This is a genomic window from Streptomyces sp. NBC_00158 (assembly GCF_045160885.1).
Lineage (GTDB): Bacteria > Actinomycetota > Actinomycetes > Streptomycetales > Streptomycetaceae > Streptomyces.
On the sequence record NZ_CP108161.1, the window covers coordinates 5,542,582 to 5,556,242 of the forward strand.

Annotated in this window: 12 protein-coding genes; 7 read left to right on the forward strand and 5 right to left on the reverse strand. The window is 76.6% G+C overall.

Annotation, left to right across the window (positions count from 1 at the left end):
* Positions 1–49 precede the first annotated feature (49 nt).
* The 3 genes from OG553_RS25525 (at position 50) to OG553_RS25535 (ending at position 5,781) form a co-directional block, all read left to right on the forward strand.
* Positions 50–1,576 carry a helix-turn-helix domain-containing protein gene (locus OG553_RS25525; protein ID WP_405981216.1) on the forward strand — a complete coding sequence of 509 codons (1,527 nt, stop codon included), beginning with the start codon at positions 50–52 and terminating at the stop codon, positions 1,574–1,576.
* Between the two features lie 123 nt (positions 1,577–1,699).
* The gene (locus OG553_RS25530; RefSeq protein ID WP_405981217.1) at positions 1,700–4,579 is read left to right on the forward strand and encodes an SNF2-related protein; all 2,880 of its coding nucleotides are present in this window, start codon (positions 1,700–1,702) and stop codon (positions 4,577–4,579) included.
* Positions 4,576–5,781, forward strand: a complete 1,206-nt coding sequence (locus tag OG553_RS25535; RefSeq protein WP_405981218.1) for a hypothetical protein — start codon at positions 4,576–4,578, stop codon at positions 5,779–5,781. The genes OG553_RS25530 and OG553_RS25535 overlap by 4 nt, the downstream gene beginning before the upstream one ends.
* On the opposite strand, the gene OG553_RS25540 is transcribed toward OG553_RS25535, so the two are convergent.
* The gene (locus OG553_RS25540; RefSeq protein ID WP_405981219.1) at positions 5,762–6,310 is read right to left on the reverse strand and encodes a hypothetical protein; all 549 of its coding nucleotides are present in this window, start codon (positions 6,308–6,310) and stop codon (positions 5,762–5,764) included. The genes OG553_RS25535 and OG553_RS25540 overlap by 20 nt on opposite strands.
* Positions 6,311–6,437: 127 nt before the next feature.
* Here OG553_RS25540 and OG553_RS25545 point away from each other — a divergent pair, with 127 nt between their 5' ends.
* The gene (locus OG553_RS25545) at positions 6,438–7,124 is read left to right on the forward strand and encodes a chaplin (protein ID WP_405981220.1); all 687 of its coding nucleotides are present in this window, start codon (positions 6,438–6,440) and stop codon (positions 7,122–7,124) included.
* On the opposite strand, the gene OG553_RS25550 is transcribed toward OG553_RS25545, so the two are convergent.
* Positions 7,117–7,776, reverse strand: a complete 660-nt coding sequence (locus tag OG553_RS25550) for a DUF2293 domain-containing protein (RefSeq protein ID WP_405981221.1) — start codon at positions 7,774–7,776, stop codon at positions 7,117–7,119. The genes OG553_RS25545 and OG553_RS25550 overlap by 8 nt on opposite strands.
* Positions 7,777–7,899: 123 nt before the next feature.
* On the opposite strand from OG553_RS25550, the gene OG553_RS25555 reads away from it, so the two are divergent.
* The gene (locus OG553_RS25555; RefSeq protein WP_405981222.1) at positions 7,900–8,274 is read left to right on the forward strand and encodes a cupin domain-containing protein; all 375 of its coding nucleotides are present in this window, start codon (positions 7,900–7,902) and stop codon (positions 8,272–8,274) included.
* Positions 8,275–8,289: 15 nt separating this feature from the next.
* Here OG553_RS25555 and OG553_RS25560 read toward each other — a convergent pair whose 3' ends face one another.
* On the reverse strand, positions 8,290–9,735 hold the full coding sequence (locus OG553_RS25560) for a WGR domain-containing protein (RefSeq protein ID WP_405981223.1): 1,446 nt from the start codon (positions 9,733–9,735) through the stop codon (positions 8,290–8,292).
* A gap of 93 nt (positions 9,736–9,828) precedes the next feature.
* On the opposite strand from OG553_RS25560, the gene OG553_RS25565 reads away from it, so the two are divergent.
* On the forward strand, positions 9,829–10,470 hold the full coding sequence (locus tag OG553_RS25565) for a uridine kinase (RefSeq protein ID WP_405981224.1): 642 nt from the start codon (positions 9,829–9,831) through the stop codon (positions 10,468–10,470).
* Between the two features lie 391 nt (positions 10,471–10,861).
* Here OG553_RS25565 and OG553_RS25570 read toward each other — a convergent pair whose 3' ends face one another.
* Both OG553_RS25570 and OG553_RS25575 read right to left on the reverse strand, forming a co-directional pair.
* Positions 10,862–11,779 carry a carbohydrate kinase family protein gene (locus OG553_RS25570; protein WP_405981225.1) on the reverse strand — a complete coding sequence of 306 codons (918 nt, stop codon included), beginning with the start codon at positions 11,777–11,779 and terminating at the stop codon, positions 10,862–10,864.
* The gene (locus OG553_RS25575; RefSeq protein ID WP_405981226.1) at positions 11,776–12,720 is read right to left on the reverse strand and encodes a pseudouridine-5'-phosphate glycosidase; all 945 of its coding nucleotides are present in this window, start codon (positions 12,718–12,720) and stop codon (positions 11,776–11,778) included. Before OG553_RS25575 ends, OG553_RS25570 begins: the two co-directional genes overlap by 4 nt.
* An 82-nt stretch (positions 12,721–12,802) precedes the next feature.
* On the opposite strand from OG553_RS25575, the gene OG553_RS25580 reads away from it, so the two are divergent.
* Positions 12,803–13,588 carry a class I SAM-dependent methyltransferase gene (locus OG553_RS25580; RefSeq protein ID WP_405981227.1) on the forward strand — a complete coding sequence of 262 codons (786 nt, stop codon included), beginning with the start codon at positions 12,803–12,805 and terminating at the stop codon, positions 13,586–13,588.
* The last annotated feature ends 73 nt before the right edge of the window (positions 13,589–13,661 follow it).

Sequence of the window (13,661 nt, forward strand, 5' to 3'; positions counted from 1 at the left end):
TGGGGGAACACCCCCGGGGTGGAACGGAGTCACGGGACGGGGGAGCGGCGTGGCCGAGCCGGAGACCGAGGAATTCGCGCGTCTGATGCGGGAGCTGAAGGAGCGCGCCGGACTGAGTTACGGGGTGCTCGCGAAGCGGCTGCACACGAGTACGTCGACGCTGCACCGGTACTGCGCGGGGGAGGCGGTGCCGGCGGAGTTCGCCGTGCTGGACCGCTTCGCCAGGGCCTGCGGGGCGGCACGGGAGGAGGCGGTGGCCCTGCACCGCGCCTGGCTCCTGGCGGACGCCCGCCGCCGGGCCCCGGGCCGGGGCCCGGCGGGGACCGTTGCCGAGCCGGCGGTCGGCCCGGGAACCGCTGCGGCGGCCGTGGCGGAGGCGGGCGCCGCCGGGCCTGGCGCCGAGGCCGGGAGCGCGGCGCGGTCCGGTGAGGGGGCCGGGGCGGCGGTCGCCGGGGCGGGAGGGGGAACCGTGGACCGGGACGGTGCCGAGGCGGGGGCCGGTGCCGGTGCCGGGACGGCCGGGGTCGGTGACGCGGCACGGTCCGGGGCGGGATCCGGTTCCGGGGGCGGGGCCCCGGCCGGGGTTCCGGCGGGGCCGGGGACGGTGGCCGGGTCCGGGTCCGGGCCGGGGGCCCGCGACGGGGCCGGGGCTGTGGCACCGGTGTGGCGTGGGGCTTGGTACCGGCGGCGGGCGGTGGGGGTGGGGGCCGTCGGGGTGGTGGTGGCCGGCGTGGCCGCCGCCGCGCTCGCGGCGGCCGGGCCCGGGCAGCGGACTCCGCAGGCGGGGCCCGTGGCGCCCGTCGGGTCGGCGCCCGCCGGCCGTTCGGCCGCCGCCCCGGCGCCGGCAGCCACCCCCGGCGGCCCCACCGGCTCGGTGAGCGCGGGGCCGTGGGAGACCCCGACCGCCGCCCCGACCCCCTCGGGAAGCCAGGGCACCGGTACGGCCGCACCTTCTCCCGTGCCCCCGGCCGGGCTCAAGGCGGCGGTCCGGTCCCACGTGTGGGCCGCCGGCTGCGACCACGCCTACCTCTCCGAGCGGGCCCCGGAGTCCGTCCCCGCGCCGCCCGTGGAGGCGGACGCCCCCGCCTGGGCGCGGGCGCAGCGGGCCGTGCACGCCGGGACCCAGACCGTCGAGGTCACCCTGCACGGCACCGGGGACCGGGCCGTGGTGCTCCAGGGGATGGAGGTGCGCGTCACCGGGCGCCGGACCCCGCCGGCCTGGAACGTCTACCAGATGTCCCCCGGCTGCGGCGGCGGCCTCACCCCGGCCGGGTTCGCAGTGAACCTGGACGCGCCGCGGCCGCTGGCCCGGCCCGTCGCGGGCAACGACTCCGGGACCAGGCTCCCCGCGCCGGCCTTCCCGCTGCGCGTCTCGGAGACCGATCCGGCCGTGCTCCGGGTGACGGCGGCCGCCACGGGCTGCGACTGCGACTGGTACCTCGAACTGCGCTGGAGCGGGCCCGGCGGGTCCGGCACCCTCCGCCTGGACGACGACGGCGTCCCCTGGCGGACCAGTGCCGCGACGGGCCGGCCCGAGTACGGCTTCGCGGGCGAACTCGGCCGCTGGTCACGCTGACCACGCCCCCCGGCGGCCCGGCGTATCCGCAGGTCAGCGCCGGTTGTCAGTGGGCCCGCCTAGACTCGGCGGCAGTGGATCCGCCATGACCGGGCGGAGCCGAGCAGGAGGGAGGGGGACCCCGTGACCGCGCAGCAGCCGCAGCCGTCGTTGCTGCGCCGCGCCGCCGTGTTCCTCCCCGCCGCCGTGCCCCGGGAGGGACGGGTGGCGTTCTGGTGCCCCGAGGGGGACCCGCTGCCCGAGCGGGGGACCCCGCAGCCGCTGAAGGTGGTCCGGCCGCACGGGGACGGCGTCCGCACGCGCACGGTGCCCGCGGTGGCGCTGTCGGTGGCCGCCGCCCTGCCCGTGCTCGTGCGGGCCGCCCGCAGCCCCGCCGCGCATCCCGCCACCCGCGCCTGGGGCACCGCCGCCACGCAGGCCCTGTCCCTCGCCGCGCGGGGCCGGCTGCTGCCGGGGCTGACCGCCGAGGGGGTCGACGCCTGGCGTGCCGGGCCGCTGGACGCCGAGGACGTCGGGTACCTGCGCGCCGTCGCGGCCGCCCTGCCGTACGAGGGGTATGCCACCCCGCTCGCCGGACGCCGCCCGACGGCCCTGCCCGAGCCCGAAGCCCTGGTCCGGGCCTTCCTCGACGCCGTCGCCGACGTGCTGCCGCGCACGCCCGCCGCGCCCCACGCCTCCGGGCGGCCGTTCGCGGCCCGGGAGCCGCAGCGGGTGCCGGGGATACGGGAGTGGGCGGCGCAGGTCGCGGCCGGCGCCGACGCCGGGGTGGGCGTCTCGCTCCGGCTCGACCTGTCCTCCTTCCGCCTGTTCGACGAGGCCGAGCCGGAGGACGTCCGCCGCGCCGGGGCGGCCGTGGTCCAGGTGCACAGCCTGGCCGATCCGACCCTGGTCACCGACGCGGGGCTGCTGTGGGCCGGGGCGGCGGCCGCCGGATTCGGCCCGCGCGCCCGGATCGACGCCGTGCTCGCGCTGCGCCGGGCTGCCAGGGTCTGGCCGCCGCTGCTGCGCCTGCTCGACCAGCCGGTGCCGGACGCCCTGCCGCTGTCGGACCCGGAGCTGGAGGACCTGCTGGGCACCGCCGCGACCCGGCTGGCGGCGGCCGGAGTACTGGTCCACTGGCCGCGCGAGCTGGCCCGTACGCTCTCGGCGACCGCCGTCGTACGGCCCGCCGCGCCCGGTTCCGCGACCGACGGCACGGCCTTCTTCGACGCGGCCGCCCTGTTCGCCTTCTCCTGGGAGCTGGCCCTCGGCGGGGACCGGCTCACCCCGGGGGAGATGGACGCGCTCGCGCAGGCCCACCGGCCCGTGGTGCGGCTGCGTGACCAGTGGGTGCGCGTCGACCCCGAGCTCGTCCGCAGGGCGCGCAAGCGGGAGCTGGGCCTGCTGGACCCGGTCGACGCGCTGGCCACCGTGCTCACGGGCGAGGCCGAGGTCGGCGGGGAGGCCGTGCCGGTGGTTCCCGTGGGCGCGCTCGCCGCCCTGCGGGACCGGCTCACCGGGGAACTGCCCCCGGTCGCGCCGCCCGCCGCCCTGAAGGCCACCCTGCGGGACTACCAGCTGCGCGGGCTGGCCTGGCTGGACCTGATGACCTCCCTCGGGCTGGGCGGCTGCCTCGCCGACGACATGGGCCTCGGCAAGACGGTCACCCTGATCGCCCTGCACCTGCACCGGGACCGCCCCGAGCCCACCCTCGTGGTCTGCCCGGCTTCGCTGCTGGGCAACTGGCAGCGGGAGATCGAGAAGTTCGCCCCCGGCACCCCCGTACGCCGCTTCCACGGCGCCGGCCGCAGCCTCGACGGACTGGCCGGGGGCTTCGTCCTCACCACGTACGGCACCATGCGCGCGGCGGCCGCCCGGCTGGCCGAGCAGAGCTGGGGCCTGGTCGTCGCGGACGAGGCCCAGCACGTCAAGAACCCGCACTCGGCGACGGCGAAGGCGCTGCGCACCATCCCGTCCCCGGCCCGGGTGGCCCTCACCGGCACCCCCGTCGAGAACAACCTCTCCGAGCTGTGGGCGCTCCTCGACTGGACGACACCGGGACTGCTGGGCCCGCTCACCACCTTCCGGGCCCGGCACGCCCGCCCGGTCGAGCACCAGCAGGAGGAGGACGGGGGCAACGAGGCGGCGGTGGCCCGGCTGGCCGCGCTCGTCCGGCCGTTCCTGCTGCGCCGCAAGAAGTCCGACCCCGGCATCGCCCCCGAGCTGCCCCCGAAGACGGAGACGGACCATCCGGTGTCCCTGACCCGCGAGCAGGTCTCCCTCTACCAGGCGGCGGTGGACGAGGCGATGGCCGTGATCGAGGGCAGCGAGGGCATCGAGCGGCGCGGCATGATCATGAAGCTGCTGGCCTCGCTCAAGCAGATCTGCAACCACCCCGCCCAGTTCTTGAAGGAGTACGGCTCGAAGGAGCACGGCCTGAAGGAGCAGGGCCTGAAGGAGCAGGGCCTGACCGGGGCGGCGCCCCGCCTCGCGCACCGCTCGGGCAAACTCGCCCTGCTGGACGAGCTGCTGGACACCATCCTGGCCGAGGACGGCTCGGTCCTGGTCTTCACCCAGTACGTGACCATGGCCCGGATCCTGGAGCGGCACCTCGCCGCCCGTGGCATCCCCTCGCAGCTCCTGCACGGCGGCACCCCCGTGCCGCGCCGCGAGGAGCTCGTCGACCGCTTCCAGTCCGGTGAGGTCCCCGTCTTCCTGCTGTCGCTCAAGGCCGCGGGGACGGGCCTCAACCTCACCCGTGCCGGACACGTGATCCACTACGACCGCTGGTGGAACCCGGCCGTCGAGGAGCAGGCCACCGACCGCGCCTACCGCATCGGCCAGACCCAGCCCGTGCAGGTCCACCGGATCATCGCCGAGGGCACCGTCGAGGACCGCATCGCCGAACTGCTGGAGGCCAAGCGGGCGCTGGCCGATGCCGTGCTCGGCTCCGGCGAGGCCGCCCTGACCGAGCTGACGGACCGCGAGCTGGCCGACCTCGTCTCCCTGCGGAGGCCCTCGTGATCACCGCGCGGGACGACCGCCGCCGCACCTTCGAGACCGTGCCCGCCGGGGTCGAGGCCGCGACCTGGTGGGGCCGGGCCTGGGTGGCCGCGCTGGAGGAGCGCGCGCAGGACGCGGCCCGGCTCCGGCGCGGGCACGCGTACGCCGCCGAAGGCCACGTCGACGCGGTCACGGTCACGCCCGGCCGGATCGTGGCCTACGTCCGCGGCAGCCGCGCCCGCCCCTACCGCACCGAGCTGACCCTGCCCGCCTTCGCGGACGCCGAGTGGTCGGCGCTGCTGGAGGCGCTGGCCGCAGACCCCACGGCCCTCGCCGCGCTGCTGGAGCGGGAGGTCCCGCAATCCCTCGCGGAGACCGTGCTGCCCGGCGCGGGCGAGCTCGCCGCGCGCTGTTCCTGCCCGGACAGCGCCCTGCCGCCCTGCAAGCACTCCGCGGCCCTCTGCTACCGGGCGGCCCGGCTGCTGGACACCGACCCCTTCGTCCTGCTGCTCCTGCGCGGCCGCGGTGAGCGCGAGCTCCTCGACGAGCTGGGCCGGCGCAGCGCCGCCCACGCGGCGCGCGAACAGCCCGACGCCGCGCCGGACTTCCCCGGCGTCCCGGCCCGGGCCGCGCTCGCCCGGACCCGCCTGCCCCTGCTGCCGGCCCCGCTCACCGCACCCGCCGTCGCGGGCCCGCCGCCCGCCTACCCCGCCGATCCGGCCGCGCCCGACCCGCTGGCGCTGGAGCAGCTCGCCGGGGACGCGGCCGCCCGCGCGCTGGCCCTGCTCGCCACGGCCGAGGACCCCGTCGGCGGGCTGACCCTCTGGCAGGACGCCGTCCGGCTGGCCTCGGCACACCCGACCTCGGGACTCACCGGAACCGCCCGCACCCTGTACCGGGACCTGGCACGCGCCACCGGCCGCAGCACCACGGACCTCGCCCGCGCCGCCGCGGCCTGGCGGCAGGGGGGCCTGCCCGGGCTCACGGTGCTCGACGAGCCCTGGGACCCCCCGGCCGGGCCCTTCGACCGGGCCCGGCCCGCGCTGCTCGCCGCCGGCCAGGGCTCCTTCCGCCCCGAGCGCAACCGGCTCACCGCCCGCACCCGCCAGCTGCGCCTGAGCCGCGAGGGCCTCTGGTACGCCTACGAGTCCCGCCCGGACGCCGACGACTGGTGGCCCACCGCGACCCCGTCCCCGGATCCGGTCACCGCCCTGCTGCGCTGACCTCGTCCGCCCAGGAGGACAGGGCCGCGAAGTCCCGGTCGCGCAGGCCGTGGCGGGGGTGGATGCGCAGCAGGAGGCTCGGCGCCGGGTGGTGGGCGGAGACCCAGGCCCGGTCCTGCGGGGTGATCATGTCGTCGACCCAGGCGAAGGGCCGCCCGGCCGCCCAGTCCAGCAGCGGTCGGGTCTTCCAGAACAGGCCGTCGGGGTCCTCGGCGAAGAGCTTCGGCCACTCCACCACGGGCAGGTCGGCGGGGAGCCCGATGTGCGGGGAGATCAGGGTGTTGGCCTGGTGCGTCCAGGCCGTGGCCCAGGCCAGTTCGAAGGGCAGGGCCTGCAGCCGGGCGCCGTGGGAGGGGTGGAGGCGCACCCGGACACCGCGCCGGGCCTTGCGGGACTCCGGGTCGCGGTAGGAGAGCCAGACGTCGGGGCGCATCCGGTGGCTCGTGTAGCCGCGAAGCCCTGCGAAGAGGGCCCGGAACGGGTTGAGCGGGCCGTCCACGTCGAGCAGCAGGAGCGGTCGTTCAGTCATGAAGTAGGGACTACCCAGTACACGATGGAGTGAAATGCCTACCGGCTCTATAACCCGAACGGGTTTACCGCGTTGTTTCCGGTGCGGGCGCGATGCCCCTGAATCCCTCCGGAAGGCAGGAAATCTGATGCGTCACAGTCGTCGGAATGGCTTGATCGCGGCGATGGTCGCGGGTGGCGGACTGGCGGTCGCGGGGGTGGGCGGCTTCGCGTACGCCGACGCCGAAGCGGGCGGGCAGACCGAGCGCTCCCCGGGGCTGCTGTCCGGGAACCTGGTGCAGCTGCCGGTGCACACCCCGGTGAACGTGTGCGGGAACACCGTGAGCGTGGTCGGCGTCCTCAACTCCGCCGCCGGCAACAGCTGTACCAACACCTCGGCGGGCCGGGGCAATCCCGACCCCGGGCCCTCCCATCCGTCGAAACCGGGGTCCGGCGGCCATGGGGGAGGGGCGAGCGCCGAGGGACGCGGAAAGGATTCCCCGGGGCTGCTGTCCGGCAACGGCGTCCAGCTTCCCGTGGACCTCCCGCTGAACGTCAGCGGCAACTCGGTGAACGTCATCGGCGTCGGCAACGGCTCCCACGGGAACACCTCCGTGAACGGCGAGCCCCCGACCGGCGGCAAGCCGGCGCAGCCGCCCGCCGTGCAGCCGCCGGTCTCCCAGCGGCCGGTGACCCCGCCCGCCCCGCCGGCGCCGCCGCGCGACCCCTCGGCCCTGGCCCGCACCGGCTCCGACGGGCTCGGCTACCTGGTGCCCGGCAGCGGCGCGCTGCTGCTCGGCGGGGCGCTGCTCTACCGCCGCTTCCGCCTCAGCTGACGGCCCCCGCGCGCCAGCCGTCGAGGATCGCGTCGATCCGCGCCGCCAGCCGGGCCCGGGCCGCGAACCGGGGCACGCCCGCCATCAGCAGGGCGTCGTACTCGGTGTCGGTGTGCCGCACCGCGGCCCGCACCGCGAACGACACCGCCTGTTCGTCGAGCGCCCGCCCGGCGGCGGTGCGCCCGACCCGGCCGCTGCCGCGCACCGAGGCGTGGGCGGCCATCGCCCGGGCGCGCTCGGCCGGGCAGCCGGGGAACAGCCGCAGTATCTCGGCCGCGAAGGCCGCGGTGAACCGGACGTCCTCGGCCGCGCGGCGCAGCCGGTCCCGCTCGCGGCGGCGGGCCCGGGCATCGGCGTCGGCGAGGCATGCGCGCTCGGCGCGGGCCAGCGCGGCGTCCTCGACCAGCAGCCCCTGGCGCTCGTAGCGCCGGCGGCCCCGGTGCCGGCGCACCACGACGGCGTGCAGGGAACTGCCTTCCCGGGCCCGGCGGGTGAGCGCCGCGTCACCGCGCGGCAGGTAGACGAGATGGCCCAGGTCGGCGCAGTAGAGGCAGCGGGGCACCCCGGATTCGCGGACGAGGTGCCGCAACGGCCCCCGCCTGCACGTGGCGCAGTGGATCGGCTTCTGTGACTCGAAGACGACGAGACTCATGCCGTTGTGATACCGCCCGCCGGCCCCTATATCACCTGCTGCGCAAGGGTTGTTGGTCTTTCATAAAATCCGACTGGATGTCATGAGGTCTGTCTACCGTGAGCCCCTGGCAAGGAGGAGCACATGGGTGGACGACAGGCGACGGTACGGCGCCCCACAACCGCGGGAGCGGCGAGGCGGACGGCGCCCTCGGGCCTCACGGGCCGGGAGGTCGTCATAGCCCCCGGCGGCTGCACGGGATGGCACTACCACCACGTCCCCCTGATGGCGGTGGTCAAGTCCGGGACCCTGACCCGCTTCCTGGCCGACGGCACCGTGGAGGTCCACCCGGCCGGGGCCACCTTCGTCGAACCGGCCGGCGCCGGCAACGTACACCTCGGCCGCAACCTCGGGACCCGGCCCGTCGTCCTCCAGATCACCTGCTCCCTCACCGAGGACGACCCCTGGTCGGTCCCCGCCCCCGCCCCGCGGGGCGCCGAGCCCTGCCGCTGCGCCTAGAGGGTGCCCCGTGGCTCAGACCAGCCGGCGTATCTCCCCGCGCACCCGGTAGAAGCCCCCGCTCGCCGCGTGCAGGCCGTCCACCACGTACCGGGCCCCCACCTCCCGGATCCCCCGCGGGAACTGCACGTTCCAGCCGTGATCGAAGCCCTGCGAGACCACCTGCACCCGCATCCGCCCGCCCTGCTGGACGCATTCCACCACCACACCGCCGGCCGGGACCGAGGCCACGGAGACCGTCGCCACCGCCGAGGCGGAAGCCGCCGGGGTGAACACCGGCAGCGCGGCCGCCGACTTCACGTCCACCGCCGTCGGCACGGAACCCTGCTGGGCCGCGGCGATCGCCGCCTCGCTCGCGTCCACGCACACCAGCGACCCGTCCGTGGTCACCAGGTACAGGCGCTCGTCCAGGTACTGCATCGACAGGGCGGAACCCCCGCCGGTACCCAGCTTCCACAGCCGGCGCCCGTCCGCGTCGAAGCAGTACACCGAGGAGGAGGAGTCGCCGGCGAACACGTGCCGCCCGTCCGGGGAGGTCGCGCAGGAGTACACCGCCGAGTCGCACGGGTACGAGGCCTCGACCCGCCCCGTCGCCTTCGACAGGCGCTGCACGGTGTTGCGCACCGTGCCCGCGTACACCGCGTGCTCCTCCTGCCAGCCGAACAGCACCCCGCCGGGCGTCGCGGTGTGCCACAACTGCCCCGTGCCGTCGGCCGCGTAGGCCGTCACACCGGCACTGTGCCCGTGGTAGACGGCCCGCTCGTCCGCCCGGACCATCCAGGCGCCCGTACCGGAGGACTTCCGCGACCACTGGTGCTCGTCCTCGTGGTCGATGACCGTCAGGCCGCCGCCCGCGTCGGAGACGTTCAGCACGCCCTCGTGGATGTCGAGCCAGTAGATGTCCACGTCCGCGGCGATCCCGTACGCCCCGAACGGCACCTTCGAGGACAGGTCGTACACCGTGCCGTCGTCGCAGCCCGCGTATATCCAGAACTCGTCCGCCACCAGGCACTTCACCCCGTCCGGCAGGGAGTAGCGGGCCAGCACCTCGCCGCCGTGGCTCACCGTGTAGACGTCCCCCGCCTGGTTGCCCACCCAGCAGCGGTCCTCGTCCACGTGGATGCCGAAGGCCGAGGAGCCGGTGCGGAACCGCCACAGCACCGGCGCCACCGCACGGGCCGTCGACGGCGCCGAGGCCACCTGCCGGCGCGTCACCGAACGGGCCGCGCGGGCCCCCCGCACCGCCGGCGCGTACCCCTTGCGGACCTTCTCGCCGACCTTCTTGGCGGCGGCCGCGCGGGCCTTCTCGGCCGTCGGGAACGAGGAGCTCTGCAACTGGCCGGCCGCGCCGATGCGGCCGTAGCGCACCGAGACGACGGTGCCGTCCAGGGTCACCTCGTAGAACTTGTGCGCCGCGCCGTCCTCCTGCGACAGCTCCAGATACGTCGTCTCCCGAGCCATGACAGACCCCTCCCCAAAGAGCAGGGCCGCCGGCTCCTTTCCACCGGTGATCCCTCGTGAAAGACGTTAGGGCGCACCACTGACAATGGGTCCGTGAAGCTGGAGTCGATCACCTGGCAGCGGATGGCCGAGCGGCTCGCCGGCCACCTCGACGCGCGGGCGGAGGACGGCACCTGGCAGCGGGTGGGCATCGACGGCGCGCCGGCGGCCGACACCGGGGTCCTAGCGGAGGAACTGGCCGGGGCGCTGCGGGGCTCGCGCGGGCGGGCGGTGCTCGTCGTGGCGGCCGGGGGGTTCCTGAGGCCCGCCTCGCTGCGGTTCGAGTACGGGCGCGAGGACGTGGACGCGTACCTCTCGGGCTGGTACGACACGGGCGCGCTGTGGCGCGAGGTGTTCGGCCCGACGGACCCCGGCGGCAGCGGTCGGGTGCTGCCCGACCTGTGGGATCCGGTCACCGACCGGGCCACGCGCAGCCCGTACACCGAACTCCCGCCGGGCGGGGTGGTGATCGTGCACGGGCCGCTGCTGCTGGGGCACTGGTTCCCGTTCGACCTGAGCGTGCACGTCAGCCTCTCCGCGGGGGCGCTGGGGCGGCGGACGCCGGAGGCCGAGCGGTGGACCCTGCCGGCGTTCGCCCGCTACGCGCGGGACACGGATCCGGCCTCGTCGGCCGATGTCCTGGTCCGCGCCGACGACCCCCGCCACCCCGCCTGGACCGGCCTCCCGCCGGGCTAGCCCCGTGCGCTGCCGCGCGGGGCCGGTGAGGCAGGGCGGAGCCACCGCTGCGCGGGGCCGTCTCCCCTACCCTCCCCCAGACTCCGTCCGGGGGGACCCCCACTTCGCCCGTTCCCTGGAGCTCCGCCCCAGACCCCGCGCCTCAAACGCCGGCGGGGCTGGAAGTTGCCGCTGCGCGGCAAATCCAGCCCGCGCGGCGTTTGAGCGCACCGGGCGCGGAGCGTCCGGTACCGGGGTCAGGGGCGGAGCCCCTGGGAACGGTGGAAGTGGGGGTCCCCCCGGACGGAGTCTGGGGGAGGGTAGGGGACCGGCCCCGCGCAGCGGCGCGAAGCCGGTGAGGCGCCCCGGCGCCGCACCGCGCGAACGGCGCGTCAAGAAGGGGTGCGGCGCGTCAAGAAGGGGGCCGCCCCCCCAGGCGGGTCACCGCGGCGGCAGCCGCCCGGCAGCCGGCGCGGGCGGAGTCCGCGGGGGTCGCCCCCGCGAGGCGGGCCGCCAGGAAGCCGCCCGCGAAGGCGTCCCCGGCCCCCGTGGTGTCCACCGCCTCGGCCGGCTCCGCCTCGACCTCGGCGGTGATCCGGCCGCCCTCGGCGACGAGCGCCCCGCCCGCGCCCCGGGTGACCACCACCAGCGGCACCCGCCGGCTGAGCTCCTCCGCCGCCCGGGCCGGCTCCCGCGCGCCCGCCAGCAGCCGGGCCTCGTCCTCGTTCGGCAGGAGCACGCCGACCCCCGCCACGGCGGACAGGAAGCGTTCGGGGCCCAGTTCGGCCAGGAACCCAGCCGAGGCCGGGTCGACGCTGACGGGCACCCCGCGCGTCCGGGCGGCCCGCAGCGCGACCAGGGCCAGCTCCCGGCTGCACTCCGAGAAGAACAGGTACCCCGACAGGTGCAGGTGCCCGGCGCCGTCCAGCAGCGCGGGCACCCAGTCGGCGGGGCACAGCCGCAGCGAGGCCCCGCTGTCGGTCAGGAAGGTGCGCTCCGCGTCCTCGCCGACCAGTGCCACCACCGTCCCGGTCGGCTCCGCCGGGTCCACCACCAGCCGCGGCCGCACCCCCGCGTCGACCAGCGCCCGCTCGTGCCAGCGGGCCGACTCCGAGCCCACCCGGGCGAGCAGGCGCACCTCGGCGGTGCCCGTACGGGCCGCCCAGCAGGCGGCGTTGGCTCCGGCCCCGCCGGGGAGGGTGCGGATGCGGGCGGCGGTGTCGGTGGCCGGGGCCAGCGGCTCGCGGTGCACCGCCACCACGTCCGTCACCACGTCGCCGACCACCAACAACGCCCCCGCCCCGGCCCCGGCCGCCGGCACCGCCGTCATGCGCGGGCCGCCCAGGCCCGCGCGATCCGCGCGCCGAGCCGCACGTTGCCGCGTACCGCCGCCAGGTTCGCCTCCAGCGAGGCGCCGCCCGTCGCGCGCACCAGGAAGTCCAGCAGGAACGGCGTCACCGCCTGCCCCGTGACGCCCCGTTCCCGGCACTCGGCCAGGGCCTGGGACAGGACCCGGTCGTGCAGCGCCGGATCCAGCTGCTCCGCCTCCGCCACCGGGTTGGCGACCAGCAGCGCCGACTCCGGTCCACCGACGGCGTCCTGAGCGGCCATCACCGCCGCCACCTCCTCCGGCCGCTCCACCGTCCAGTCGACCGGCTCTCCCGAGTCGGCCAGGTAGAAGCCGGGGAACCGCTTCGTCCGGTAGCCGAGGACGCCGACCCCGAGCGTTTCCAGGCGCTGGAGCGTGGCCGGCACGTCCAGGATCGACTTCACCCCCGCGCACACGACCGTGATCCGGGTCCGGGCGAGCAGCGACAGGTCCGCCGACTCGTCCTGGGAGAGCGTCCACTCCCGGTGCACGCCGCCCAGCCCGCCCGTGGCGAACACCCGCAGCCCCGCCCGTGCGGCCAGGAAGGCCGTCGCCGACACCGTCGTCGCCCCGGTCGCCCCCGCCGCGAGGGCGGGCGCGAGGTCCCGGTGGCCCAGCTTGCGGACGTCCTCGCCGGTGGCGATCCGCTCCAGCGCGGCCTTGTCCAGGCCCGCCCGGGGGACCCCGTCCACCACGGCGACGGTCGCCGGGACCGCGCCCTCCGCCCGGACCAGTTCCTCCAGTTCCAGACCCACCTCCAGATTGCGGGGGCGCGGCAGGCCGTGCGCGATGATCGTCGACTCCAGGGCGACGATGGGCCGGCGCGCGGCGAGCGCCTCGCGCACCTCTTCCGACAGGACCGGTCCACCGGACAAGGGTGCTGTTGCTCTGTGCTGTGGCATGTCCCCATCCCTGGCACGGGATTCACGCCCCCAAACACGCCCCCCGCGCTCCGGCGCGAACCTGTCCGAGTAGCGTGCCCCGATGGACACCCGGAGCTTCTACGACGAACTCGCCCCGCGCTACGACCTCATGTACGCGGACTGGGACGCGAGCATCGGCCGCCAGGGCCGTGCCCTGGACGCCCTGCTCAACGCCTCGCTCGGCCCCGGGCCGCACAAGGTGCTCGACAGCGCCTGCGGCATCGGGACCCAGGCACTGGGCCTGGCGGGCCTGGGCCACCGGGTCACCGGCACGGACCTCAGCCCCCTCGCCGCCGCCCGCGCCGCGCGCGAGGCGGCCGCCCGCGGTCTGGCGCTGCCGGTCGCGGCCGCCGACATGCGCGCGCTGCCCTTCCCCGACGCCTCGTTCGACGCCGTCGTGTGCGCCGACAACGCCCTCCCGCACCTGCTGACCGCCGAGGACGTGGGCGCCGCACTGGCCGAAAGCCGCCGGGTGCTGCGCCCCGGCGGGCTGCTGCTGCTCTCCACCCGCCCGTACGGCGAGCTGCGCCGGACCCGCCCCGAGAGCCAGGCCCCGTACGTGCGGACCGGCCCGGACGGGCGGACCGTCACCTTCCAGCTGTGGCACTGGCACGCCGACGGCGAGCGCTACGACGTGGAGCTGTTCCAGCTGCTGCCGTCCGGCGGTACCTGGAGCACGACGACGTCGACCGCCACGTACTGGGCGCTGCCCGAGGAGGAGACGGCGCGGTACGTGCGGCGGGCGGGCTTCGGAGAGCCCGTCTGGCACCCCGCCGCGGACACCGGCTTCCACCAGCCCGTTCTCGGCGCGCGCCGGCCGGTGATGCGGACGCGCTCGACGGAATGACGCGTCGGACCCGCTCGACGGAATGACGCGTCGGACGCGCCCGCGCTGGACGCTCTGGTGACCCCCCGGGCAG

What these genes read in the sequence shown, in the direction of transcription:
- OG553_RS25540 (WP_405981219.1), bottom strand. Translation starts at nt 6,310, where the DNA reads ATGACTGAACGACCGCTCCTGCTGCTCGACGTGGACGGCCCGCTCAAC.
- OG553_RS25545 (WP_405981220.1), top strand. Translation starts at nt 6,438, where the DNA reads ATGCGTCACAGTCGTCGGAATGGCTTGATCGCGGCGATGGTCGCGGGT.
- OG553_RS25550 (WP_405981221.1), bottom strand. Translation starts at nt 7,776, where the DNA reads ATGAGTCTCGTCGTCTTCGAGTCACAGAAGCCGATCCACTGCGCCACG.
- OG553_RS25555 (WP_405981222.1), top strand. Translation starts at nt 7,900, where the DNA reads ATGGGTGGACGACAGGCGACGGTACGGCGCCCCACAACCGCGGGAGCG.
- OG553_RS25560 (WP_405981223.1), bottom strand. Translation starts at nt 9,735, where the DNA reads ATGGCTCGGGAGACGACGTATCTGGAGCTGTCGCAGGAGGACGGCGCG.
- OG553_RS25570 (WP_405981225.1), bottom strand. Translation starts at nt 11,779, where the DNA reads ATGACGGCGGTGCCGGCGGCCGGGGCCGGGGCGGGGGCGTTGTTGGTG.
- OG553_RS25575 (WP_405981226.1), bottom strand. Translation starts at nt 12,720, where the DNA reads ATGCCACAGCACAGAGCAACAGCACCCTTGTCCGGTGGACCGGTCCTG.
- OG553_RS25580 (WP_405981227.1), top strand. Translation starts at nt 12,803, where the DNA reads ATGGACACCCGGAGCTTCTACGACGAACTCGCCCCGCGCTACGACCTC.